This is a genomic window from Herbaspirillum sp. 1173, from assembly GCF_031455335.1.
GTDB classification, from domain to species: domain Bacteria; phylum Pseudomonadota; class Gammaproteobacteria; order Burkholderiales; family Burkholderiaceae_D; genus Herbaspirillum; species Herbaspirillum huttiense.
Genome location: NZ_JAVDSP010000011.1, coordinates 69,392 through 92,953, shown reverse-complemented (window position 1 = coordinate 92,953; position 23,562 = coordinate 69,392). Strand labels below are relative to the sequence as shown.

The following is a 23,562-nucleotide window of genomic DNA, read 5'->3' as shown; positions in this document are numbered from 1 at the left end:
GAATTCTGGGGACGAATCTTTGGAATTCTTAAAAGCAACCGAGGGGCCGTCTGGGACGGCCCCTCGTGCGCGTGGAGCGGGTTTGCTCAGATCCGCATCGGCATGACGACGTACTTGAAGTCGGCGTTGTCAGGGATGGTGATCAGGGCCGACGAGTTGGCATCGCCCAGGGCGATGTTGACGTAGTCGTTCTTGAGGTTGTTGAGCACGTCCAGCAGATAGCTGACGTTGAAACCGATGTCGACGGTGTCGCCGCCGTAGTCGATTTCCAGTTCTTCGACCGCTTCTTCCTGGTCGGCATTGGTGGAGCTGATCTTCAGGCTGCCAGGGGCGATCACCCAGCGCACGCCCTTGAACTTGTCGCTGGTCATGATGGCCGCGCGTTGCAGCGAGCGCAGCAGCTGGTCACGGCTGATGGTGAAGCTGTTCTTGTAGCCCTTGGGCACCACGCGGGTGTAGTCGGGGAACTTGCCTTCGACCAGCTTGGAAATCAGCTCGATGTCGGCAAAGGTCAGCTTGACCTGGTTGTTGGCGATCTGCAGCTGGACTTCATCATCGCTGTCGTCGAGCAGGCGTTGCAGCTCGATGATGGTCTTGCGCGGGATGATGACTTCCTGGCGCGGGAAGTCCTGCTCGGTCTCGACCTGGCAGAAGGCCAGGCGGTGGCCGTCGGTGGCGACCGCAATGACGTTCTTGCCTTCCACTACCAGCAACAGGCCGTTCAGGTAGTAGCGGATGTCCTGCTGGGCCATGGCGAAGTGAACCATGTTGAACAGGTGCTTCAGGGTCTTCTGCGGCAGGTTGACCTGGGCGTTGTAGTGCTCGGCCTGGGCCACCGTCGGGAATTCTTCGGCGGCCAGCGTCTGCAGGGCAAAGCGGGACTTGCCGGATTGCACGGTCAGACGCTTGTTGGAGAGGGAGACCGACACTTCGCCGGAATCCGGCAGGGCGCGCAGGATGTCGAGCAGCTTGCGGGCCGCGACCGTGGTGGCCGTGGACTCGCTACCCGAACCGACGTCGGCGTGCGTGGTGATCTGCACTTCGATGTCGGTGGACAGGAAAGACACCTTCTCGCCGTCCTTGCGAATGAGAATATTGGCCAGAATCGGCAATGTGTGCCGACGCTCGACAATACCACTCACGATCTGCAGAGGACGCAGGAGCGTGTCTCGTTGGGTTTTAACCAATTGCATAGTCAGTTTGTCCTTGCTAATAGTGGTTTAAAGGGCGCCGTTGGCCGGCGTTCAGTCATGCCCATGTCGCGCGTGTTCCTCCTCTGGTGAAAAACAGCTGCTGCCTGCAGTGCAACCTGCCTCACGCACTGCTGAACTCACTTCCTGAAATACGCAACGCTCCTGCTTGTGCATGACCGGCCGCTGCCGGTCCGATACCCGTTCCCGAAGAGCTGGTGATACAGCGACCCGGCATTGTCCATCTGCGCCTGACAAACCCGGGCAGCCAGAACCACTTGGCTATACGTTTGGAACATTTGAATACTTTTACCGGAACTTGCCGGGGTTTTATTCGATGTTTCCGTGATACTTCGCGGATTTCCTGCTCCATGGCCGGCCCTTGCGTCCGCCTGCGAAATAACGCCTTCCATTGTACCAATCATCCCCTCTTCAGAGTAGTGCGGCAGGGGGCAGGCGAGGTCGTTGGAAGGGAAAAAAGGATGGGCAACAGGCCGTGTTGTCTTTTCTTTCATATGCCGCCGAAGGCGGCTTTTTTCAATTATCCACAGGCGATTTTGGCGAAATACACCTGCGCTCTTCGCCATGCCCTGTGGAAAAGAAATGCCGCCCGGTTCACGCTGGAAGCGGGCGGCATGTCGATTTATCCACAGGTGTTTTAGCGCCTGTGGCGTGTTGAGCGGATCAACCCTTCAGGGTCTGTTCCAGCACGTGCAGCTCGTGGTTGCATTCCGGGCTCTTGGCGCGGTCGGCGGCGATCTTGCGCACCGCGTGCAGCACGGTGGTGTGGTCGCGCCCGCCAAAGAGGTCGCCGATTTCCGGCAGGCTCTTCTGGGTCAGCTCCTTGGCCAGGTACATGGCGATCTGCCGCGGACGGGCGATGTTGGCCGGGCGCTTCTTGGAATACATGTCCGCGACCTTGATGTTGAAGAAATCGGCCACGGTCTTCTGGATGTTTTCCACCGAGATCTGGCGGTTCTGCACCGAGAGCAGGTCTTTCAGGGCTTCCTTGACCACGTCGATGGTGATGTCCTTGCCGTGGAAACGGGAGTAAGCCAGGATCTTGCGCAGCGCGCCTTCGAGCTCGCGCACGTTCGAACGCAGGTGCTTGGCCACGAAGAAGGCGACGTCGTCGGAGAGCACCACGTCTTCGGCGGAAGCTTTCTTCATCAAAATCGCCACCCGCATCTCCAGCTCGGGCGGCTCGATGGCGACCGTCAGGCCGGAGTCGAAGCGGGAGATCAGGCGGTCATCCATGCCGCTGATTTCCTTGGGATAGGTATCACTGGTGATGATGATCTGCTTCTTGGCCGCAATCAGGGCTTCGAAGGCGTAGAAGAATTCTTCCTGAGTGCGGCTCTTGCCGCCGAAGAATTGAATATCGTCGATCAGCAGCAGGTCCAGCGAGTGGTAATAACGCTTGAAGTCGTCAAAGCCCTTGCGCTGGTAAGCCGTCACGACATCGCGCACATATTGCTCGGCGTGGATGTAGCGAATCTTGGCGCCCGGGTTATCCACAAGCACCTGATTGCCGATGGCGTGGATGATGTGGGTTTTACCCAGGCCCACGCCGCCGTACAGGAACAGCGGGTTGTAGGAGGTACCGGGGTTGTTGGCCACCTGGGTAGCCGCTGCGCGCGCCAGCTGGTTGGCCTTACCGGTCACCAGGTTGTCGAAGGTCAGCACCGGGTTGATGCGCGACTGTTCCTGACGCGGGGCGACCGCGCGCACCGGCTGGGCCGGTTCCGGATCCAGGTGCAGCTGCTCGTGGTTGGGCAAACCCAGGCCGCTGGCGCCACCGCCATTGGCTTGCGCATTGGCGGCCGGGCGGCGGCCCTGGTTGCCGCGCGGGTCCAGCACGAACTGCACTTCGGTGGGCGCGTCCCAGAACTCGCAGGCCAGCGCCGTGATGCGGTTGGCGAACTGCGTCTTGACCCAGTCCAGCTTGAAGCGGTTGGGCGCGGCGATGCGCAGCAGCCCGTCCTCGAAGTCGAGCGGGACCAGCGGCTTGATCCAGGCGCTGTATTGCTGAGGCGTCAGCTCCTGCTCAAGTTTGTGGGAGCAGGCCTGCCAGAAGTTTTCCATGAAGCTTTCTTGTCGGATGATTGCGGCGCCCGACTGCCGCGTCCAAAGGACGGGCCGGTGGACGAAGTCGTCCGGGCGCGAAACGAGGGACGCATTTTACTCCGGTAAACTTAAGTTATCCACAGGCGAACCGGCAAAAAACCCTGAAAAACTTCATCTATCCACAGGCTGCGCAGCAGCCGTCTTCATGGCATTCACGCAAAGGCGCTTGAGGGGCGGGTGATAGGGGGACAGAGTAGCGCGCTTGTGGACAAGACAAGCTCATCCTTGGGGACGAGGTTTTTTGTAACAGCCTGTGCAAAACCGGAAATCGGGACGAATTCTGTCCCCGATTTCCCCTGTGGGCAACATGAACTGAAGGAAAAAACCGGCTGTGGATAAAACAAAAAGGCCGGCCTCAGTCGACCACGGCACCATCGACAAAGACCTTCATTTCACCAGTCTGATATTGGGTCCAGACTTCATTGTCGGTCAGCGGCTGGGTGACGATCACGGCCACCCGGTCATTGGTGGTGGTGACTTCGGAAAAGTCGACCGAGAGGTCCTCGTCGGACAGCTTGGCCTTGGCAAAGGGATGCTGGCGGACGATGTAATAGAGATTCGTGGAGCAGTGGGTATAAAGCGCCGAGCCGTCCGAGAGCAGCATGTTGAAGGTGCCATGGCTGGCGATGCCGTCGACGATCTCGCGCAGCGCCGCGCGCAGGTCGGCCAGCAAGGGCAGGGTGTCGCCGAAGCGCTTGCGCATCTCCTGCAGGATGAAGCAGAAGGCCAGTTCACTATCGGTGGTACCGACCGGCCGGAAAGGGCCGTCCAGCGTGGGGGTGAAGTTTTTCAGGTCACCATTGTGGGCAAATACCCAATAGCGGCCCCAAAGCTCGCGCACGAAGGGATGGCAGTTGGCCAGCGTGACGCGGCCTTGCGTGGCCTTGCGGATATGAGCGATGACATGCTGCGACTTGATCGGATAGCGCTTGATCAGCTCGGCCACCGGCGACTCCACGGCGGCCTGGTGATCCACGAAGGTGCGCACCCCGGAGCCCTCGAAGAAGGCGATCCCCCAGCCATCGCGATGATGATCGGTCAGCCCGCCACGGGTGGCAAAGCCGGTGAAGCTGAAGACGATATCGGTGGGGGTGTTGCAGTTCATTCCGAGAAGCTGGCACATGATGTCTTGCGGTGAGGCTGTGATGATAGTCAGATGAACAAGTTATCACGATTGCCGCCGGCCATGACGCGGGCTGTGGACAAAAAAAAGCCCCGCGAGCTTGCGCTGGCGGGGCTAATCCTTCCTAAAGAGGGAGGAGGAGACACAGTACGACCTACAAAACTTCTACTACACGACCAGAAGCCGGTGGGCCTCGAACTACGGTCAGGCGGGGACTGGATCAGTCACGCGCGGCCATGTTGCGCAGTTCGGCGGCAAAACTCGGTTGGGACAGGCTGTATTCATTGGCCATGCGGTTCAGCATCATCTTGCCGCTGAACTTGTGCGCCAGGATGCGTTGCTCAAGCGACTTGCGCGGCTTGACCAGCAGCACGGCGGCTTGTGCCAGTCCCAGGATCAGCGGCTTGAACACCATCACCAGGGTCACCAGTGCACCCAGACCCAGCGCCGGACGGACATAAGCCGCGATCAAACCAAAGAAGGACTGCGCGAAGGGCAGGGCTGCTTCTGCGGGAAAGGCCAGGTTCAGGAAGGACATGATATTTCTACCTCTGATAATCAGGCCGCGACACGATTGCGCGGCATTCAAGTTCACTGTTGTTGCGTCGCAGTATGATGGTTGGGACCCTGTATGACTACTTTAGAGTTCTCATATCAGTTATAGCGTTTGTGAATAAAGCGGTTCCAGCGCCCCAAATGCTTCATATCGCCTTGGAACCCGCTTCAAGCGGGAGACAAGCCGGTCATGGGCCGCCGATGCAGTCGCTCCGGCACACCTTTCTTGACGGAACCGATGCGGATTTACAACGCCGTTTGACGCCAAGCCCGAGGGCGCTGAATATCTGACATGGGGAAATCGGGCAAAACGCTCACATCCGGCCATCCGGACATGAAGCCTGCAAAGGCAGGAAGCCCGCCGGACGGGGCTCGTAGCCGACCCACGAAAAAAAACCCCACAGGCTGAGCCTGCGGGGTTAATCCTTCCTAAAGAGGGAGGAGGAGACAACGGATCGGTGTCCTGACGCGTTGATCGAATCAGCGTCAACATAAGCGCCGTACGCGCCGGGAACTACCGAAATCCTTCACTACCGGCATCGGCCTCGGGGCTGATGCCAAGGTCACGCAGAAGTCATGCGCGACCGGTAAAACTTGAATCTGGTAAAGCAGAAACCTTCGATTAACCGCGCGAAGCGATGAAGCGCAGTTCAGCAGCCAGGTTCGGCTGGGTGGCTTCGAACTTGTCGGCCATGCGGTTCAGCTGGCGGGCACCGGTAGCGCGATCCTGTTCGGCGGCGACCAGAGCAACGGCTTGCAGCTCGTGGGCCTTGACGAAGTGGATGAAGATGTTGCGCATGACGGCGGCGAACTTGCTCTTGAAGGTGCTGTTGGTGCTTTGTGCGATGGTTGCCATGATTCGATCCTTGACGTTGTGTGTTATGTTGCATTGCAGTGTAGTGAACTCACATTTGTTTGCCCACTTTCCGTTTCGGATATCAGTTATATAATCTGTGAATAATCTTTCTGCCGGCGATCACCGGCGTCCATACTGCCTCTCCTTACCGCCGCAAAGGCCCGCCCTATGAGCTTTCTCACCCTGGACCTGAACCTGTTGCGCGTATTCGACGCTGTCATGACCGAGCAGAACCTCACGCGCGCCGCCAATTTGCTGGCCATGACGCAGCCGGCTGTCTCCAATGCGCTACGCCGCCTGCGCGACACCCTCAACGATGACCTGGTGATCCGCACCGCCCACGGGGTCAAGCCCACGCCGCGCGCTGAAGAGCTGTGGCCGACCGTGCGCCGGGCGCTGTCCGAGCTGGAAGCGGTGATTGCGCCGGAAAGCTTCGACATCTCGCGTGCCCAGAACACCTTCCGCATGGCCATGGTGGATGCCACTGCCGCGCTGTGGCTGCCTTCGCTGGTGCGCACCATCATGCGCGACGCTCCGCGCATCAAGATCCGCATGATGCCGCTGACCACCCGCGACCCGCGCGCCATGCTGCTGCGGGGGGACATCGACCTGGCCGTGGGCTTCTTCCCCGGCGTGACCGCGCAGCTGGCCGATGGGCAGGGCATGGCCAAGAGCCAGATCAGCCATGCGCGGCTCTACACCGGGCAGTACGTCTGCGTGATGCACAAGAACCACCCGCTGGCCGGCCAGCCGCTGACGCTGGATAGCTACTGCAGCGCTGATCACCTGCTGGTGAGCCTGTCCGGCAAACCCCATGCCGTCATCGATGACGTGCTGGCGGGCATGAACCGCGAGCGCAAGATCCTGCTGACAGTGAACCAGTTCTTCACGGCCGGGCGCATCGTGGCCAGCTCCGAGCTCATCACCGTGCTGCCGCGCCACCTGGTGGCGGCCACCGGCATGGCCGAAGCGCTGGTGGTGAAGGAATTGCCCTTCCAAACCCCGGAGGAGCACGTCGACATGCTCTGGCATGAACGAGACGCCCGCAATCCCGCCCACAAGTGGCTGCGTGCGCACTTGTCTGCAACAACCCATGACGAATTCGGTCGTATCAACATGAAGCGCTGATGCAGCGCGTGCGGACAACGGCTTTCCCGATCTGACTCATCCACAGGCGTCCAGGAGACAGGCGCCCGGAAAGCCCCCGTCCGCGCGCATCGGTGCCTGTTGATAACCCCAACCAGGGAAGCTGACCCGATGCCGCGCCTGACCAGAATCCTCCTTTGGCTGCTTGCCAGCCTCGTCCTCGTGATCGCCGCCGCGGTCATTTTCATTCTTACCTTCGACTGGAACCGGGCCAAGCCCTGGATCAATACCCGCGTCTCGGCCGCCACCGGGCGCGAGTTCGCCATCGACGGCAATCTCTCCCTGCGCTGGCAACGGCCTGAGCCGACCACGCCGCCGGCTGGCTTCTGGGCGCGCTGGGTGCCATGGCCGCGCTTGCAGGCGGAGAATCTGCGCCTGGGCAATCCCTCAGCGTTCGCGTCCTCAGGCCAGATGGCGACAGTGCGACAAGTCACTTTCACGCTCAATCCCTTGCCGCTGCTGGTGCACAAGATTTCCCTGCCGTCGCTGGAGGTGCAGGATCCTTCAGTTTCTCTGCTGCGCAACCGTGAGGCTGTGAACAACTGGACTTTCAAGACCGATAGCAGCACTCCATCGGCCTGGCAGCTGCAACTGGGCCGCATCAGCCTGCGCCAGGGCAAGCTGGCCCTCAACGACGCTGTGCAAAAGATCAACATCAAGGCCGACATCGACACCCTCGATCCCGACAAGGAAAAGGTTTATGGCTTGGGCTGGAAGCTGACCGGCAGTTTCAACGGCGCGCCGGTTGCGGGTGAAGGCAAGGCCGGCGGCGTGCTGTCATTGCAGGACCAGCAACAACCGTATCCGCTGCAAGCCCAGGTGAAGGTCGGCAAGACCGCCATCGGTGTGCGCGGCACCCTGACCAAGCCGGCCGAACTGGCCGCGCTGGACCTGCGGCTGTCGATTGCCGGGGCCAGCATGGGCAATCTCTATCCCCTGACCGGCGTGCTGCTGCCGGAAACGCCGCCCTTCGCCACCGAGGGCCGCCTGATCGGCAAGATCTCCCCGGATCGCAGCGAGTGGCATTACCAGGACTTCAGCGGCAAGGTCGGCGACAGCGATCTCAACGGCAGCCTGGACTACCTGACCGGGGGCGCACGCCCGCAACTGACCGGGGCGCTGACCTCCAACGTGCTGCGCTTTGATGATCTGGCGCCACTGATCGGTGCCGACTCCAATGCGGAGAAAGCCCAGCGCGCTGCCGAGGAGCGCCAGCCCGGCGACAAGGTGTTGCCGGTCAAGACCTTCAGTACCGATGCCTGGGGCGCACTGGATGCGGATGTGCGCTTCACCGGCAAAAGCATCACGCGCCAGCAGGGACTGCCCATCAGCGACCTGCAGGCGCATCTGATCCTCAAGGACAAGGTGCTGACGCTCGATCCCCTCAATTTCGGCGTGGCCGGCGGTAACCTGACCTCCACCATCCGGCTGGATGGCCAGGCCGCCCGGATGAAGTCCGAGATGAAGCTTTCTGCACGCAAGCTGAAGATCCAGAAACTCTATCCCCAGCTCGATGCCTCGCGCACCAGCTTCGGCGAGATCAACGGCGATGCGAAGCTGAGCGCGACGGGCAATTCTGTCGCCGCCATGCTGGGCTCGGCCAATGGCGAAGTGAAGACTTTGGTCAACCAAGGGGCGATCAGCAAATTCCTGCTGGAAGCGGCGGGCCTGAACGTGGGCAACGTGGTCATCAGCAAGCTGTTTGGCGACAAGGAGGTCAAGCTCAATTGCCTGGCCGGCGACTTGCCAGTGCGCGATGGCGTGATGAACGTGAAGACCCTCCTGCTGGACACTGAAGACGCCCTGATCGTGGTCGATGGCAGCATCGACATGAAGCACGAACAGCTGGACCTGAACGTGCATCCGCGCAGCAAGGGCTTGCGCATCATCTCGCTGCGCTCGCCGCTGTACGTGAAGGGCAGCTTCAAGAATCCGGATGTCGGCGTGAACAAGGGTGTGCTGGCACTGCGTGCTGGCGGTGCGGTGGCGCTCGGCCTGCTGGCACCGGTAACGGCCATCCTGCCCCTCATCAATATCGACGGTGATCAGAAGGCCGAATGTGGCCAGCTGCTGGAGGAAGTGAAGAAGGCGCCGCAGGCCCCGCCACCGGGAAAATCCATGCCGTTGAAGTCGACGCCTAAAAAATAGGCAGCCTCAAAACACCATGAAAAAAGCCGGCGGGCCAGGGGATAACTTTCCTGGCCCGCAGGCTTTTGGTGTGATTTCGGATGAGTCGCAGTGGACCTCGGCTCCCGTTTGCTTTTTTCACCTGTGGGCAAATTTCCCGAAATCCCCCTTCCTGCCCCCTGTTTCCCCCATGCCAAGGACTTAAATCGGGGTCGAATTGCCTGAAATCGGTGACATCCCGAAATTCCCTGCCTTCACGACGCGAATCCATCAATTTCCGCTCAGCCTGTGGATAAAGTTCTGAATAACTTTTTCATCGTTTGGGGAAAAGTCAAAAAGTTATCCAAAGGCGGATTTTTATCCAAGATCGGTTATGACTTCATACAGACCTTGCCCAAGGCCTTGTCCTTTTCGTAAACAGCTGATTTTTCACGCGTAATCAAGGTTATCCACAATGTCAGCCGGACGTTAACCATCACTACTAATTTTATAAACAGCTTAGATTTAAAGCCTAAGCGCGCGAGCTTTCGCACGCGACGCGGCTTGGTTTGCAGGCCATCAGGACCGCTACCGGCTGTGGGCAAAACAAAAGTGTTCGTGGATCAAGGCGCTTGTCGACCAGGAAAAGCTTGCTGTGCGGGTGTTTTTACAGCTGATCGTCGGCAACGGCATTGAATGACGTCCTGGGCGACGCCGTCAGAGAGAACGCAGGGTGCAGAGCGCTGTGGAAAAGAAATGCTGCCAGCGGGCTCCGCGCCGCCTTGGGCGGCTTTTTTTATCCACAGGGAGAGGTAATCTGGGTTTGTCGGCTAAAAATCGACCGGTCCCGGGGACCGCTGTGGATAAAACATCAAGCCTTCAGGTCGACGGCGGCTGGAACGTCGAGCACCAAGTCACTTTGGGCCTCGGCCACGCAAGGCAGAATCCAGCCTTCGGCCTTTTCTTCTCGCGTCAGGCCGGGCCATTCGATCTGATAAGTAATCTCGCCTGTGAACAATTTGCACATGCAAGTCCGGCAAGTGCCATTCCGGCAGGAATTGGGCAGCCGGATGCCGGCGCGCAAGCCTGATTGCATCACCGAGAGTCCGGCGACTTGTTCAAATTGCAAACCCGAAGGCTGAATTGCGATCAGGAAAGGTTTTTTGGAGTCCATGCCGTAATTTTGTGGGGTTTGGAGACCACCTGTGGATAAGTCTCTGCATATCCGCTGGGCGTTTTGGGTATATCTCGCCGATTTATCCACGGCCGAATTTTTGTCCAGAATCTGTGCCTCGATAATGCAGAAGCTTACCAAGCGTTTATCAGAAAGCTAAAGTCTTGATTTTTTTCGTGTAAACCGAGTTATCCACAGTTTTTGGCGGCGTTAACTACTACTACTACTTATATATATCCACATCTGAATTAAAGAACCGAAAGCGCGTGCGCAGTGGACATCTTTCCAAAAAATTGGCTTTCAACCCCAAAAACCTCACCAAAAGGCCTTGGCAAGCTCCTGATACGGATGAAAAGTCCTTTAGGTTCGGCAGGAAGAAGGAGATTTCTGAAAGAAATTGCTTTAATGCAACCCATTGAGATGTCAATGCGGCAACTTTCTAGTCGCGCTCAGTTCTGCCAGACTTGTTGCAACAGTTGGAAAACCGCCTTGATCGCTGCTTCATGTTGTCGTTTTTCCAATGCAATGAAGCTGAGTTCAGTCGACAGTTCGACCGCATCTGCAATGACCAAGCCATGCGCGTGAGCCTGGTTGAGCGCGATCGATTCGCGCGCCAAGGACAATCCCACCCCCGATTTCACCAGATCCAGCATCGATGATTCCTGGTCAACCAAGGCTACAGTCTGTGGTTTTATCTGATGTTGAGCGAAGATCTTGCTTAATAGACGATGATGTGCGGATTCTGGCGGCGTCCAGATCCACGGCAACCGCGCCAGTTCCTTCCATCCCTTGCCCGAGACGCGGTTCTTCCAGCCCGCGGGCGCGATGACGTTGTAGCTGAACGAGGTCAGCGTCATCGCATGAAAACCTTTGCCGGGGTCACCCAGGAAGAATCCCACGTCCAGATGGCCAGCCCGGACTTCATTGAGGACCGATCCCGACATGTGATGCGCCAGCTGAGTCGACAATTGCGGATGGCGCTCGACCAGCAACTTCAGGAAAGCGCCGAGCCGGATGAACTCCGGATCCAGGATCGTGCCGATGGCCAATGTCCCGGACACGATATTTTCACTCGATCGCAAGTCGGTCGCGTGCCGCCGTAAAGCCTGGACATCGGACAGGACGCGCTCGGCCAGCGGCAACAATGTGTTGCCCTGGGCGGTGAGGACCATGCCGGATGCACTCCGATTGAACAATCCGATGCCAAGACTTTCCTGCAAGGCCTTGATCTGCAGGCTCACTGCGGGTTGGGTTAGATGCAGTTTTTCAGCGGCCCGGGTCAGGTTGCCCTCATGGGCGACTGTGATAAATGCGCGTAACTGGGTCAGATCCATCGTCTTCTCCCGCAATTGATCCTTCTTCTTCACGATCCTGTATGTGGATAAACCCGTGGATATCCCTGTGATCAGGCTGTGAGGATCTTGTGGGTAGCGTGTGTACAAGAAAGTCCAGATTATAAGCAATCTTTATATTGCTCTTGATAATTCCTCATTGGATGTCCGGCGGGTGGGCGACTATTCTTGCTCATCCATGCCATGGGTCCGTCGGGGTGACGGACTGGCCAGATTGCAGGAGGGAGCAGGAGACAGCGCCTTCCACCTTCATTGAAAACACCAAAGGAAACCTTATGAGCCTCCCGCACATCGATCACTTCATCAATGGCCAGATTTCCCGCTCCGAGAGCGGCCGCAGCCAGGATGTCTTCAATCCGGCCACCGGTGCTGCCACTGCCAAGGTCTCGCTGGCCTCGGTGCAGGAAGTCAATGCGGCCGTGGCAGCCGCCAGTGCGGCGGCACCGGCCTGGGCCGAGACGGCTCCCTTGAAGCGGGCGCGGGTGCTGTTCAAGTTCAAGGAGCTGATCGAGCAGAACCACGATGCGCTGGCCAAGGCCATCACCTTGGAGCACGGCAAGGTGTTTTCGGATGCGAAAGGGGAGGTCACGCGTGGTCTGGAGATCGTCGAATTCGCCACCGGCATCCCGCAATTGCTCAAGACCCAGTTCACCGACAACATCGGCGGCGGCATCGACAACTGGAACCTGCGCCAGCCGCTGGGCGTGACGGCCGGTATCACGCCGTTCAACTTCCCTGTGATGGTGCCGCTGTGGATGGCGCCGATCGCCATTGCGACCGGCAACAGCTTCGTGCTGAAGCCCTCCGAGCGCGATCCTTCACCTTCGCTGATGCTGGCTGAACTGTTCAAGCGTGCTGGGCTGCCGGATGGCGTCTTCAACGTGGTTCAGGGCGACAAGGTGGCCGTGGACGCGCTGCTGGAGCATCCGGAGGTGCAGGCAGTGTCCTTCGTCGGCTCCACCCCGATTGCCGAATACATCTACCGCAAGGCCACCGAGCGTGCGGGCACCTTCCCGCTGCGTGCACAGGCGCTGGGCGGTGCAAAGAACCACCTGGTGGTGATGCCCGACGCCAACCTGGAGCAGGCCGTCGATGCCCTGATCGGTGCGGCCTATGGGTCGGCCGGCGAGCGCTGCATGGCGATCTCGGTGGCGGTGGCCGTGGGCAGCGTGGCCGACAAGCTGGTGGACGCACTGATCCCGCGCGTGAAGGCGCTCAAGGTCAAGAACGGCATGGAGGATGACGCCGAGATGGGCCCGCTGGTCACCGCCGCCCACAAGGCCAAGGTGGAGGGTTACATCCAGAGCGGCGTGGATGCCGGTGCCAAGCTGCTGGTCGATGGCCGCGGCCTGAAGGTGCCGGGCCATGAGGAAGGATTCTTCATCGGCGGCACGCTCTTCGACAATGTCACGACCGAGATGAAGATCTACCAGGAAGAAATCTTCGGTCCGGTACTGTGCGTGGTGCGCGTGCCGGACTTCGCGTCGGCTGTGCAACTGATCAACGCGCATGAGTACGGCAATGGCGTCTCGCTCTTTACGGCCGACGGCAATACCGCGCATGAATTCTCGCGCCGCATCCAGGTCGGCATGGTGGGCATCAACGTGCCCATCCCGGTGCCGATGGCCTGGCATTCCTTCGGCGGCTGGAAGCGCTCGCTCTTCGGCGATACCCATGCCTATGGCGAAGAGGGCATCCGCTTCTATACGCGCTACAAGTCCATCATGCAGCGCTGGTCCGCCACCATCGGCAAGGGGGCTGAGTTCACCATGCCGGTGGCGAAGTAAGCAGGGCGCCGGCCGCCTCTTGCCGTGGCAGGGGGCGGCGGCAGACGACAAGATCACAAGAACAAGCCAGCGGAGACACCATGCAATCGGCAGGGCAATACGACTACATCATCATTGGTGCCGGCACCGCCGGCTGCGTCATGGCCAACCGGCTTTCGCGCCAGACTGGCAAGAAGGTACTGCTGCTGGAAGCGGGGGCCAAGGACGACTACATCTGGATTCACATCCCGGTCGGCTATCTCTACTGCATCAACAATCCACGCACTGACTGGATGTTCCGCACCGAGGCCGATCCGGGCCTCAATGGCCGCAGCCTGATCTACCCGCGCGGCAAGGTGCTGGGCGGCTGCTCTTCCATCAACGGCATGATCTACATGCGTGGCCAGGCGCGTGATTACGATCACTGGGCCGAAGTCACGGGTGACGACAGCTGGCGCTGGCAGAACGTCCTTCCACTGTTCAAGAAGAGCGAGGACTATCACCTCGGTGCCAGCCAGTTCCACGGTGCCGGCGGTGAATGGCGCGTGGAGAAGCAGCGCCTGCGCTGGGACATCCTCGATGCCTTCCGCGATGCGGCCGCCGAGAATGGCATTCCGAAGGTCGAGGACTTCAACCAGGGCGACAACGAGGGCTGCGGCTACTTCGACGTCAACCAGAAGCGCGGCGTACGCTGGAACGCTTCCAAGGCCTTCCTGCGGCCTGCCATGAAGGACGGCAACCTCACCATCATGACCGGCTCCCACGTGAGCCGCCTGCGCATGGAGCAGGGCGAGCAGGGGCCGGTCTGTACTGGCGTGGAATTCACCGGCGGTGGCAGTGCCTGGTTTGCCGAAGCGAAGGAGACCATCCTCTGTGCCGGTGCCATCGGTTCGCCGCACATTCTGCAGATGTCGGGCATCGCTGATCCGGTCCTGTTGCAGCAGCACCAGATCCCCGTGGTGCACGCGCTGCCGGGCGTGGGCGAGAACCTGCAGGATCACCTGCAGATGCGCATGGTCTTCAAGGTCGATGGTGCCAGGACCCTCAACGCCATGGCGTCCACGCTGGTCGGCAAGATGAAGATTGGACTGGAATACCTGCTCATGCAAAGCGGCCCGATGTCGATGGCCCCCTCGCAGCTGGGTGCCTTTGCCAAGTCCGATGCGCAGCAGGCCAGCGCCAACTTGCAGTATCACGTGCAACCGCTGTCGCTGGAAAAATTCGGCGACCCGCTGCACGCCTTCCCGGCCTTCACCGCCAGCGTGTGCAACCTGCGTCCGACCTCGCGCGGCCATGTACGCCTGGGCTCGACCGATCACGCACTGGCCCCGCGCATCACCACCAACTATCTCTCTACCGAAGAAGACCTCAAGGTCGCCGCCAACGCCCTGCGCCTGACCCGCCGCATCGCGGCCTCACCCGCACTCTCGCGTTATCGCCCGGAGGAATACAAGCCCGGCACACAGTATGAAAGTGAAGCCGATTTGTATCGCGCCGCCGGTGAAGTGGGCACCACCATCTTCCATCCGGTCGGTACCTGCCGCATGGGTCGCAGTGATGATGCAATGGCCGTGGTCGATGCCCAATGCCGGGTGCGTGGCGTGTCAGGATTGAGTGTGGCCGATGCCTCCGTGATGCCCTCCATCACCTCCGGCAACACCAATTCCCCGACCGTCATGATCGCCGAGAAAGTCGCGTCCAGCCTGCTTTCCCGGGCATAAGACGGCAATTCTCAGGCGCTGGACCATACGGTACTTATACGTATTGTATGAATGGTACGAACCGGCTACTATGCGCCAAATATTAAAACTAGCTTCTCGATTCGCCAGGTAAACAAAGCGGTTCCTGAATCCAAAAGATTCAGTGTTCTGCAGCAGGCAGGCCTTGACGACCGGATCCACCGGCGCGGGCATCAAAGGGAAAGAAGAGACCATGACAGACGTCATTCTGGAGACACGAAACCTGACGAAGGAATTCAAGGGTTTCACGGCAGTAAGCGCGGTCAACCTGCAAATTGAGCGCGGTCACATTCATGCCTTGATCGGCCCCAACGGTGCCGGCAAGACGACTTGCTTCAACCTCTTGACCAAGTTCCTGGTCCCGACCTCGGGCCAGATCCTGTTCAACGGCAAAGACATCACCATGGATGCGCCTGCGCAGATCGCGCGCCAGGGCATCATTCGCTCCTTCCAGATTTCTGCTGTCTTCCCGCACATGAGCGTGCTGGAAAACGTGCGCATCGGCTTGCAGCGCAAGCTCGGTACGTCCTTCCATTTCTGGAAGAACGGCGAGAGCCTGAAGCAGCTCGACGAGCGCGCCATGCAGCTGCTGGAAGAAGTGGACCTGACCAGTTTTGCCCGCACCACCACGGTGGACCTCCCGTACGGCCGCAAGCGCGCCCTGGAGATCGCCACCACCCTGGCCATGGAGCCGGAACTGATGCTGCTGGACGAACCGACCCAGGGCATGGGCCACGAAGACGTGGATCGCGTCACCGCCCTGATCAAGAAGGTCTCGGCCGGCCGCACCATCCTGATGGTGGAGCACAACATGAGCGTGATCTCCGGCATCTGCGACCGCATCAGCGTGCTGCAACGCGGCGCGCTGCTGGCCGAAGGCAGCTATGAAGAAGTCTCGCGCAATCCGCAGGTGATGGAAGCCTACATGGGCAGCACCTCGGCCGAACTGCAAGGGGCTCACTGATGAGTACCGCCACCATGAATGCTGCTGCCATGACGACGTCTTCTTCTTCCGCGCCGCTGGTGCTGCAGATCAGTGATCTGCAATCCTGGTACGGCGAATCGCACATCCTGCACAACGTCAACCTCAACGTCCACCAGGGCGAAGTGGTGACGCTGCTGGGCCGCAACGGCGCCGGCCGCACCACCACGCTGCGTTCCATCATGGGCCTGGTCGGTACCCGCAAGGGCTCGATCAAGATCAACGGCCAGGAAACCATCAACCTGGCCACCCACAAGATCGCCCACTACGGCGTGGGGTACTGCCCGGAAGAGCGGGGCATCTTCTCCTCGCTCTCGGCCGAAGAAAACCTGATGCTGCCGCCTTTCGTCTCCAAGACCGACAAGGGCATGTCCATCGACGAGATCTATGAGATGTTCCCCAACCTGAAGGAACGTCGCAACAGCCAGGGCACGCGCCTGTCCGGTGGTGAACAGCAGATGCTGGCCGTGGCCCGCATCCTGCGCACCGGTGCCCGCCTGCTGCTGCTCGACGAGATCTCCGAAGGCCTGGCGCCGGTCATCGTGCAGGCCCTGGCCCGCATGATCACCACGCTCAAGGCCAAGGGCTACACCATCGTCATGGTCGAGCAGAACTTCCGCTTCGCCGCGCCGCTGGCGGATCGCTTCTATGTGATGGAACACGGCCAGATCGTCGAATCCTTCGCTTCCTCCCAGCTGGAAGCGAAGATGCAGACCCTGAACGAACTGCTCGGCGTTTAAGCATCGCGTCCCGGCAACGCACTGCGCTGCCGGGACCGGCTTCCAGATTTTTCCGGTATCACCAGCTTCACGACTAGAAGTACTGCCAACAAGTACGTCCGCGGGGTGAGCGATCCTCTCCCCGTTCCACCAAGTTGTCTCGCATCGAAATCATCAAGCGGGCTTCATAACAGAGGAGATGAAAATGAAACTCAAGGCAATGGCACTGGCCGTTACCGCAGCAGCTGCGGCATTCGCGACCGCGCCGGCTTCGGCACAGATCTCGGGGGATGTGATCAAGATCGGTTTCATTACCGATATCTCGGGCGTGTATTCGGACATCGACGGCCAGGGTGGCGCGGAAGCCATCAAGATGGCCATCGCCGACATGGGCGGTTCCATCAACGGCAAGAAGATCGAACTGGTCGTGGCCGACCACCAGAACAAGGCCGACGTGGCCGCCAGCAAGGCCCGTGAATGGTTCGACCAGCAGGGCGTGGATGTGCTGATCGGTGGCACCAACTCCGGCACCGCCCTGGCCAGCGCCAAGGTCGCAGCCGAAAAGAAGAAGGTGTATTTCTCGGTCGGTGCCGGCACGGCCCGTCTGACCAATGAAGAGTGCTCGCCCTACACCGTGCACTACGCCTACGACACCGTGGCCCTGGCCAAGGGCACTGGTTCGGCGGTGGTGAAGCAGGGCGGCAAGAGCTGGTTCTTCCTGACCGCTGACTATGCCTTCGGCCACTCGCTGGAATCCGATACCGCCAACGTCGTGAAGGCCTCCGGCGGCACCGTGGTGGGCTCGGTCAAGCACCCGCTGGGCGCCTCCGACTTCTCCTCCTTCCTGCTGCAGGCACAGAGCTCCAAGGCTCAGATCATCGGCCTGGCCAACGCCGGTGGCGACTTCATCAACTCGGTGAAGGCCGCCAACGAGTTTGGCATCACCAAGACGGCCAAGCTGGCGGGTCTGCTGGTGTTCATCAACGACGTGCACTCGCTGACCCTGAAGAACACCGAAGGCTTGTACCTGACCGACAGCTGGTACTGGGATGCCAACGAGGAAACCCGTGCCTTCGCCAAGCGCTACTTCGCCGTGCGCAAGAAAATGCCGTCTTCCCTGCAGGCCGGCGATTACTCGGCCGCGCTGCAGTACCTGAAGATCGTCAAGGAAATCGGTACCGATGATTCCGACAAGGTCATGGCTGCGCTGCGCAAGGCCAAGTTCAACGACCTGTACCAGAAGAACGGCTACCTGCGCGCCGACGGCCGCGTGGTGCACGACATGTACCTGTACCAGGTGAAGGCCCAGGCGGATTCGAAGTACCCGTGGGACTACTACAAGCTGGTGCAGACCATTCCGGCAGAGCAGGCGTGGACCACCAAGGCCGAATCCAAGTGCGCGGCCTGGAAGTGATCCTTTCGCATCGAGCTGCATGCATCAAGCAGTAAGGCCATCGCACAGCCAGCAAAATCTGTCATTTCTGTTCACGCGGGGATGGCAGATTTTTGCTGTAAGCGGTGGCGTTCTTCACCCATCTGGATGAACGGGTTTTTATGGAACTATTCGGCATACCCCTGCAAGCCTTGTTGAGCCAGCTGCTGCTGGGCCTGGTCAACGGCTCCTTCTACGCCATGCTCTCGCTGGGCCTGGCGGTGATCTTCGGCTTGCTCAACGTGATCAACTTCGCGCACGGCACGCTCTACATGCTGGGCGCTTTCCTGGCCTGGATGGGCCTGACCTATCTGGGACTCAATTACTGGGTCATGCTCATCGTGGCACCGATCCTGGTGGGCCTGTTCGGCATCGTGATCGAGAAGACCATGCTGCGCTGGCTCTACAAGCTGGACCACCTCTACGGGCTGCTGCTGACTTTCGGCATCACGCTCATGATCGAGGGCATCTTCCGCTCCATCTATGGCGTCTCGGGCCAGCCGTATTCGGTGCCTGACCTGCTGCAGGGTGCGACCAACCTCGGCTTCATGGTGTTGCCCAACTATCGTGCCTGGGTCGTGGTGGCCTCGCTGGTGATCTGCTTTGCCACCTGGTTCGTGATAGAGAAGACGCGCCTGGGTGCCTACCTGCGCGCCGGTACCGAGAACCCCAAGCTGGTGGAAGCCTTTGGCATCAACGTGCCCCTGATGGTGACCCTGACCTACGGCTTCGGCGTGGCCCTGGCGGCCTTCGCCGGCGTGCTGGCCGCGCCCGTGATCCAGGTCTCGCCGCTGATGGGTTCCAACCTGATCATTACCGTCTTCGCGGTGGTGGTCATCGGCGGCATGGGCTCCATCCTCGGTTCGATCATCACCGGCCTGGTGCTGGGCCTGATCGAGGGCCTGACCCGGGTGTTCTACCCGGAGCTGTCGGCCACCGTGGTCTTCATCATCATGGCCATCGTCCTGATGGTCCGTCCGGCCGGCCTGTTCGGCAAAGAGAAATAATCGGAGACCGGCATGAACAAGAAAATCGGAATTGCTGTTTTACTAATATTGTTGTTGGCGGCACCGTTCGGCATCTACCCGGTGTTCCTGATGAAGATGCTGTGCTTTGCGCTGTTCGCCTGCGCCTTCAACCTGCTGATCGGCTACACCGGCCTGTTGTCCTTCGGCCATGCGGCTTTCCTCGGCTGGGCCGGCTACATGTGCGGCCAGTCGCTGAAGGTGTGGGGTTTGCCGACCGAACTGGGCCTGATCATCGGTACCCTGACTGGTGCCTTGATCGGTCTGGTGATGGGGCTGCTGGCGATTCGCCGCCAGGGCATCTACTTCACCATGATCACCCTGGCGCTGGCGCAGATGTTGTTCTTCGTGGCCTTGCAGGCACCGTTCACCGGTGGCGAGGATGGCTTGCAGGGCGTGCCGCGCGGCAAGCTGCTGGGCGTGATCGACCTGGGCAGCGACATGACCCTGTACTACGTCGTGCTGGCGATCGCGGTGGCAGGCTTTGCGCTGATCGTGCGGACCATCCATTCCCCGTTTGGCCAGGTGCTCAAGGCCATCAAGGAGAACGAACCGCGTGCCATCTCGCTGGGCTATGACGTGGCGCGCTACAAGCTGCTGGCCTTCGTGCTGTCGGCCGGCTTGTCGGGTCTGGCGGGTGCCACCAAGACGCTGGTGCTGGGCTTCGAGACGCTGACTGACGTGCACTGGAGCATGTCCGGCCTGGTGGTCTTGATGACCCTGGTCGGTGGCCTGGGCACCATCGTCGGTCCCATCGTCGGTGCGATCATCATCATCATGCTGGAGAACAAGCTGGGGGATATCGGTGCCTGGCTGGCCAATGTCACCAGCATCGACTGGTTCAATACCCTGGGAGATTCGGTGACGATTGTGACCGGCTTCATCTTCATCGTCTGCGTGCTGGCTTTCCGAAAAGGCATCGTGGGCGAGATCCTGGCCTTGGCCGGGAAGGGGCAAGCCAAGGGATCGCACTAGTTCTTCGCTGAAGCTTAAAACTTCATCTGCCGCCGGCAAGTCACCTGAGGGTGATTTCCCGGCGGTAATTTTTTGCTTCATGACGGGCCAGCCAGAACAGCAGGGATGTGTTCCGCAACAGTGCCCAAAGCGTCATCTCTGTGGCTGATGCCAGCCGGGGCAGGGCGGTAGAATGTGGCCCGCCTGATCCATTCTTCATTTCACCGTTTATCCATCTCCCTCATCCCATGTTCAGCCCTGTTTCATCCTTTGCCGATTTTGCAGTTCATTTCTTCACGTCGACCGGGGAGGGCAAGTGATGCTGGATTATGTAGTGTTGTGTGGCGCGGCCTTCGTTGCCGGCTTGATCGATGCCGTGGTGGGAGGAGGCGGACTGGTGTTGGTGCCGACGCTGTTCTCAGTCTTTCCCAATACTGCTCCGGCGACTTTGCTGGGGACCAACAAGGTGGCCGGCGTGATGGGCACGAGTGCTGCTGCCATCAACTTCGCGCGCAAGGTCGCGGTGAGGTGGAGCACCGTGACACCAGCCGCGATGGCAGCCTTTGCTTTTTCCTTCTTTGGGGCCTATGTCGTCACCCATATCCCGACCGACCTGATTCGCAAGGCCTTGCCCTTCGTCCTGATCGCCGTTGCACTCTACACGTTGAAGAAGAAGGACTTCGGCACCACCCATGCGCCCACGCTGAGCGGCACCAGGGAAATCATCTACGCCGCGCTGATCGGTGGGGCAGTGGGCTTTTATGACGGCGTGTTCGGTCCAGGTACGGGCAGCTTCCTGGTATTCCTGTTCGTGCGCGTTTTCAGCTATGACTTCCTGTCAGCCTCGGCCGTCTCCAAGTTCGTCAATATTGCGACCAACCTGGCGGCCTTGTGCTGGTTCGGGTACAGCGGCCACGTCATCTGGCAATTGGGTTTGCTGATGGCCGTGTTCAACATCGGTGGCTCGCTGGTGGGCACACGACTGGCGATGAAGCATGGCAGCGTCTTTGTTCGCAAGCTGTTCCTGGTGGTGGTGGGAGCGCTGATCCTGAAGTCGGGTTACGACGCTTTCCTCAAGTAGGGCAAAAAACTTCACCGGGTGTTTCACGTGAAACATCCGACCCCCGACCCAAAAGACGGAGCGCGATGCTCCGTTTTTTCATTCATATTCCTGCTTCAGCCACAAAATCCAGCCCGCTGTTTCACGTGAAACAATCCCCATCGATGTTTCATTGATCAGCCAAGACTATCGAATCGGTCGGCCGATAGTGTCTGGCAGGGCAGGGAAGTGCGGTAAACCAACAGCTACCGACCCCACCTCGGACCCCGCCAGATAAAAGGTCTTATAATCTCGCCTCTGTTCTCACCTCTACGCGAGGCCCGCATCATGCTATTCCCCACACAATTTGACGTCATCGTCGTTGGCGGCGGTCACGCCGGCACCGAAGCTGCACTGGCCGCAGCACGCATGGGCCAGAAAACCCTGCTCCTGACGCACAACATCGAAACCCTGGGCCAGATGTCCTGCAATCCCTCCATCGGCGGGATCGGCAAGGGCCATCTGGTCAAGGAAGTCGATGCCATGGGTGGGGCGATGGCGATTGCCACCGACGAGGCGGGCATCCAGTTCCGCATCCTGAATTCCTCCAAGGGCCCGGCCGTGCGTGCCACCCGCGCCCAGGCCGACCGTATCCTGTACAAGGCGGCGATCCGCTCGCGCCTCGAAAACCAGCCCAATCTGTGGCTGTTCCAGCAGGCCGTGGATGACCTGATGCTCGAAGGCGACCGCGTCGTCGGTGCCATTACCCAGGCCGGTATCCGCTTTGCCGGCCACGCCGTGGTGCTGACCGCCGGTACTTTCCTGGACGGGAAGATCCACGTTGGCCTGAACAATTATTCCGGTGGCCGTGCCGGTGATCCGCCTGCGGTCTCGCTGTCGGCACGCCTGAAGGAATTGAAGCTGCCGCAGGGTCGCCTGAAGACCGGCACCCCGCCGCGCATCGATGGCCGCACCATCAACCTGGCGATTCTGGAAGAGCAGCCGGGCGATCTCGATCCGGTTCCGGTGTTCTCCGTCATGGGCAATGCCGCCATGCACCCGCGCCAGATGCCGTGCTGGATCACCCATACCAACAGCCGCACCCACGACATCATCCGTGGCGGGCTGGATCGCAGCCCGATGTACACCGGCGTCATCGAAGGTGTGGGCCCGCGTTACTGCCCCTCCATCGAAGACAAGATCCATCGCTTCGCCAGCAAGGATTCGCACCAGATCTACCTGGAACCCGAGGGCCTGACCACCCACGAGTTCTACCCCAATGGCATCTCCACCAGCCTGCCATTCGACGTGCAGCTGGAACTGGTGCGCTCGATGAAGGGCATGGAAAACGCCCACATCCTGCGTCCCGGCTATGCCATCGAATATGACTATTACGATCCGCGCGGCCTGAAGTCTTCGCTGGAAACCCGCCAGGTCCAGGGCCTGTTCTTCGCTGGCCAGATCAACGGCACCACCGGCTATGAAGAAGCGGCCGCCCAAGGCATGCTGGCCGGCATCAACGCCGCCCTGCAGACCCAGGGCCGTGAAGCCTGGACCCCGCGCCGCGATGAAGCCTACCTCGGGGTGCTGGTCGACGACCTGGTCACCCAAGGCGTGCAGGAGCCGTACCGCATGTTCACCAGCCGCGCCGAATACCGCCTTTCGCTGCGCGAAGACAATGCCGACCTGCGCCTGACCGAAATCGGCCGCGAACTCGGCTGCGTCGGCGATGCGCAATGGGAAGCCTTCGAGCGCAAGCGTGAAGCCGTTTCACGTGAAATGGAACGCCTGAAGTCGACCTGGGTGAACCCGCGCATCCTGGCCGCAGCGGAAGCCGAGCGCGTGCTGGGCAAGGCCATCGAGCGCGAATACAACCTGCTGGACCTGCTGCGCCGTCCCAACGTGACTTATGACAGCCTCATGGGCCTGACCGGCACCGAAGGCCAGGCGCTGGCCGGCCCCGGCATCGAAGAGGGCCCGGTGCGTGAACAGGTCGAGATCCAGGTCAAGTACGCCGGTTACATCGCGCGCCAGGCCAACGAGATCAGCCGTCAGGATCACAATGAAAACCTGAAGCTGCCGGCCGACCTCGACTACATGGACGTCAAGGCACTCTCCATCGAAGTGCGCCAGAAGCTCAACAAGCATCGCCCGGAAACCCTGGGCCAGGCTTCCCGCATTTCCGGCGTGACCCCGGCGGCGCTGTCGCTGCTGCTGGTGCACCTGAAGAAGGGTGGCCTGAAACAGGCTACTGGCGCTGACAACCAGGCGGCGTGA

Annotated in this window: 18 protein-coding genes; 11 read left to right on the top strand and 7 right to left on the bottom strand. The window is 60.1% G+C overall.

Features of this window, described 5'->3' with window-relative positions:
* Positions 1-86 precede the first annotated feature (86 nt).
* From dnaN to J2X56_RS24325, 5 genes are all read right to left on the bottom strand, one after another.
* Positions 87-1,193: a DNA polymerase III subunit beta gene (dnaN, locus tag J2X56_RS24345; protein WP_039782907.1), complete on the bottom strand. Its 1,107-nt coding sequence runs from the start codon at positions 1,191-1,193 to the stop codon at positions 87-89.
* 681 nt (positions 1,194-1,874) lie between these two features.
* On the bottom strand, positions 1,875-3,275 hold the full coding sequence (dnaA, locus tag J2X56_RS24340) for a chromosomal replication initiator protein DnaA (RefSeq protein ID WP_039782909.1): 1,401 nt from the start codon (positions 3,273-3,275) through the stop codon (positions 1,875-1,877).
* A 397-nt stretch (positions 3,276-3,672) separates the two neighbouring features.
* Positions 3,673-4,440: a class II glutamine amidotransferase gene (locus J2X56_RS24335; protein ID WP_204726316.1), complete on the bottom strand. Its 768-nt coding sequence runs from the start codon at positions 4,438-4,440 to the stop codon at positions 3,673-3,675.
* A 220-nt stretch (positions 4,441-4,660) separates the two neighbouring features.
* Positions 4,661-4,978: a hypothetical protein gene (locus J2X56_RS24330; protein ID WP_034330301.1), complete on the bottom strand. Its 318-nt coding sequence runs from the start codon at positions 4,976-4,978 to the stop codon at positions 4,661-4,663.
* Between the two features lie 639 nt (positions 4,979-5,617).
* Positions 5,618-5,851: a hypothetical protein gene (locus J2X56_RS24325; RefSeq protein WP_034330420.1), complete on the bottom strand. Its 234-nt coding sequence runs from the start codon at positions 5,849-5,851 to the stop codon at positions 5,618-5,620.
* A 168-nt stretch (positions 5,852-6,019) separates the two neighbouring features.
* On the opposite strand from J2X56_RS24325, the gene J2X56_RS24320 reads away from it, so the two are divergent.
* Entirely contained in the window at positions 6,020-6,979 is a 960-nt protein-coding gene (locus J2X56_RS24320; protein ID WP_034330421.1) for a LysR family transcriptional regulator, read from the top strand.
* A gap of 129 nt (positions 6,980-7,108) precedes the next feature.
* Positions 7,109-9,145: an AsmA family protein gene (locus tag J2X56_RS24315; RefSeq protein ID WP_310163422.1), complete on the top strand. Its 2,037-nt coding sequence runs from the start codon at positions 7,109-7,111 to the stop codon at positions 9,143-9,145.
* Between the two features lie 829 nt (positions 9,146-9,974).
* Here the strand turns inward: J2X56_RS24315 and J2X56_RS24310 are convergent.
* Both J2X56_RS24310 and J2X56_RS24305 read right to left on the bottom strand, forming a co-directional pair.
* Positions 9,975-10,277 (bottom strand): 2Fe-2S iron-sulfur cluster-binding protein, encoded by a 303-nt coding sequence (locus J2X56_RS24310; protein WP_121037529.1) that lies wholly within the window; start codon positions 10,275-10,277, stop codon positions 9,975-9,977.
* A 449-nt stretch (positions 10,278-10,726) separates the two neighbouring features.
* Positions 10,727-11,611, bottom strand: coding sequence for a LysR family transcriptional regulator (locus J2X56_RS24305; RefSeq protein WP_310163565.1), 885 nt, complete (start codon positions 11,609-11,611; stop codon positions 10,727-10,729).
* A gap of 293 nt (positions 11,612-11,904) precedes the next feature.
* Here J2X56_RS24305 and J2X56_RS24300 point away from each other — a divergent pair, with 293 nt between their 5' ends.
* The 9 genes from J2X56_RS24300 to mnmG all read left to right on the top strand — a co-directional run bounded on the left by J2X56_RS24300 (position 11,905) and on the right by mnmG (position 23,562).
* Complete coding sequence (locus J2X56_RS24300) at positions 11,905-13,416, top strand: CoA-acylating methylmalonate-semialdehyde dehydrogenase (protein ID WP_121037399.1); 1,512 nt, start codon at positions 11,905-11,907, stop codon at positions 13,414-13,416.
* A gap of 80 nt (positions 13,417-13,496) precedes the next feature.
* Entirely contained in the window at positions 13,497-15,116 is a 1,620-nt protein-coding gene (locus J2X56_RS24295; RefSeq protein ID WP_121037402.1) for a GMC family oxidoreductase, read from the top strand.
* A gap of 211 nt (positions 15,117-15,327) precedes the next feature.
* Positions 15,328-16,098, top strand: coding sequence for an ABC transporter ATP-binding protein (locus J2X56_RS24290; RefSeq protein WP_034335283.1), 771 nt, complete (start codon positions 15,328-15,330; stop codon positions 16,096-16,098).
* The gene (locus J2X56_RS24285) at positions 16,098-16,856 is read left to right on the top strand and encodes an ABC transporter ATP-binding protein (protein WP_371925508.1); all 759 of its coding nucleotides are present in this window, start codon (positions 16,098-16,100) and stop codon (positions 16,854-16,856) included. The genes J2X56_RS24290 and J2X56_RS24285 overlap by 1 nt, the downstream gene beginning before the upstream one ends.
* 184 nt (positions 16,857-17,040) lie before the next feature.
* Complete coding sequence (locus J2X56_RS24280) at positions 17,041-18,249, top strand: ABC transporter substrate-binding protein (protein ID WP_121037405.1); 1,209 nt, start codon at positions 17,041-17,043, stop codon at positions 18,247-18,249.
* Positions 18,250-18,389: 140 nt separating this feature from the next.
* A complete protein-coding gene (locus J2X56_RS24275; protein ID WP_034335261.1) occupies positions 18,390-19,274 on the top strand; it encodes a branched-chain amino acid ABC transporter permease in 885 nt (294 codons plus the stop codon).
* A 12-nt stretch (positions 19,275-19,286) separates the two neighbouring features.
* Positions 19,287-20,267, top strand: a complete 981-nt coding sequence (locus tag J2X56_RS24270; protein WP_121037407.1) for a branched-chain amino acid ABC transporter permease — start codon at positions 19,287-19,289, stop codon at positions 20,265-20,267.
* A gap of 298 nt (positions 20,268-20,565) precedes the next feature.
* Positions 20,566-21,327: a TSUP family transporter gene (locus J2X56_RS24265; RefSeq protein ID WP_039782929.1), complete on the top strand. Its 762-nt coding sequence runs from the start codon at positions 20,566-20,568 to the stop codon at positions 21,325-21,327.
* Between the two features lie 306 nt (positions 21,328-21,633).
* Positions 21,634-23,562, top strand: coding sequence for a tRNA uridine-5-carboxymethylaminomethyl(34) synthesis enzyme MnmG (mnmG, locus tag J2X56_RS24260; RefSeq protein ID WP_209569984.1), 1,929 nt, complete (start codon positions 21,634-21,636; stop codon positions 23,560-23,562).

What these genes read in the sequence shown, in the direction of transcription:
- dnaN (WP_039782907.1), bottom strand. Translation starts at nt 1,193, where the DNA reads ATGCAATTGGTTAAAACCCAACGAGACACGCTCCTGCGTCCTCTGCAG.
- dnaA (WP_039782909.1), bottom strand. Translation starts at nt 3,275, where the DNA reads ATGGAAAACTTCTGGCAGGCCTGCTCCCACAAACTTGAGCAGGAGCTG.
- J2X56_RS24335 (WP_204726316.1), bottom strand. Translation starts at nt 4,440, where the DNA reads ATGTGCCAGCTTCTCGGAATGAACTGCAACACCCCCACCGATATCGTC.
- J2X56_RS24330 (WP_034330301.1), bottom strand. Translation starts at nt 4,978, where the DNA reads ATGTCCTTCCTGAACCTGGCCTTTCCCGCAGAAGCAGCCCTGCCCTTC.
- J2X56_RS24325 (WP_034330420.1), bottom strand. Translation starts at nt 5,851, where the DNA reads ATGGCAACCATCGCACAAAGCACCAACAGCACCTTCAAGAGCAAGTTC.
- J2X56_RS24320 (WP_034330421.1), top strand. Translation starts at nt 6,020, where the DNA reads ATGAGCTTTCTCACCCTGGACCTGAACCTGTTGCGCGTATTCGACGCT.
- J2X56_RS24315 (WP_310163422.1), top strand. Translation starts at nt 7,109, where the DNA reads ATGCCGCGCCTGACCAGAATCCTCCTTTGGCTGCTTGCCAGCCTCGTC.
- J2X56_RS24310 (WP_121037529.1), bottom strand. Translation starts at nt 10,277, where the DNA reads ATGGACTCCAAAAAACCTTTCCTGATCGCAATTCAGCCTTCGGGTTTG.
- J2X56_RS24305 (WP_310163565.1), bottom strand. Translation starts at nt 11,611, where the DNA reads ATGGATCTGACCCAGTTACGCGCATTTATCACAGTCGCCCATGAGGGC.
- J2X56_RS24300 (WP_121037399.1), top strand. Translation starts at nt 11,905, where the DNA reads ATGAGCCTCCCGCACATCGATCACTTCATCAATGGCCAGATTTCCCGC.
- J2X56_RS24295 (WP_121037402.1), top strand. Translation starts at nt 13,497, where the DNA reads ATGCAATCGGCAGGGCAATACGACTACATCATCATTGGTGCCGGCACC.
- J2X56_RS24290 (WP_034335283.1), top strand. Translation starts at nt 15,328, where the DNA reads ATGACAGACGTCATTCTGGAGACACGAAACCTGACGAAGGAATTCAAG.
- J2X56_RS24285 (WP_371925508.1), top strand. Translation starts at nt 16,098, where the DNA reads ATGAGTACCGCCACCATGAATGCTGCTGCCATGACGACGTCTTCTTCT.
- J2X56_RS24280 (WP_121037405.1), top strand. Translation starts at nt 17,041, where the DNA reads ATGAAACTCAAGGCAATGGCACTGGCCGTTACCGCAGCAGCTGCGGCA.
- J2X56_RS24275 (WP_034335261.1), top strand. Translation starts at nt 18,390, where the DNA reads ATGGAACTATTCGGCATACCCCTGCAAGCCTTGTTGAGCCAGCTGCTG.
- J2X56_RS24270 (WP_121037407.1), top strand. Translation starts at nt 19,287, where the DNA reads ATGAACAAGAAAATCGGAATTGCTGTTTTACTAATATTGTTGTTGGCG.
- J2X56_RS24265 (WP_039782929.1), top strand. Translation starts at nt 20,566, where the DNA reads ATGCTGGATTATGTAGTGTTGTGTGGCGCGGCCTTCGTTGCCGGCTTG.
- mnmG (WP_209569984.1), top strand. Translation starts at nt 21,634, where the DNA reads ATGCTATTCCCCACACAATTTGACGTCATCGTCGTTGGCGGCGGTCAC.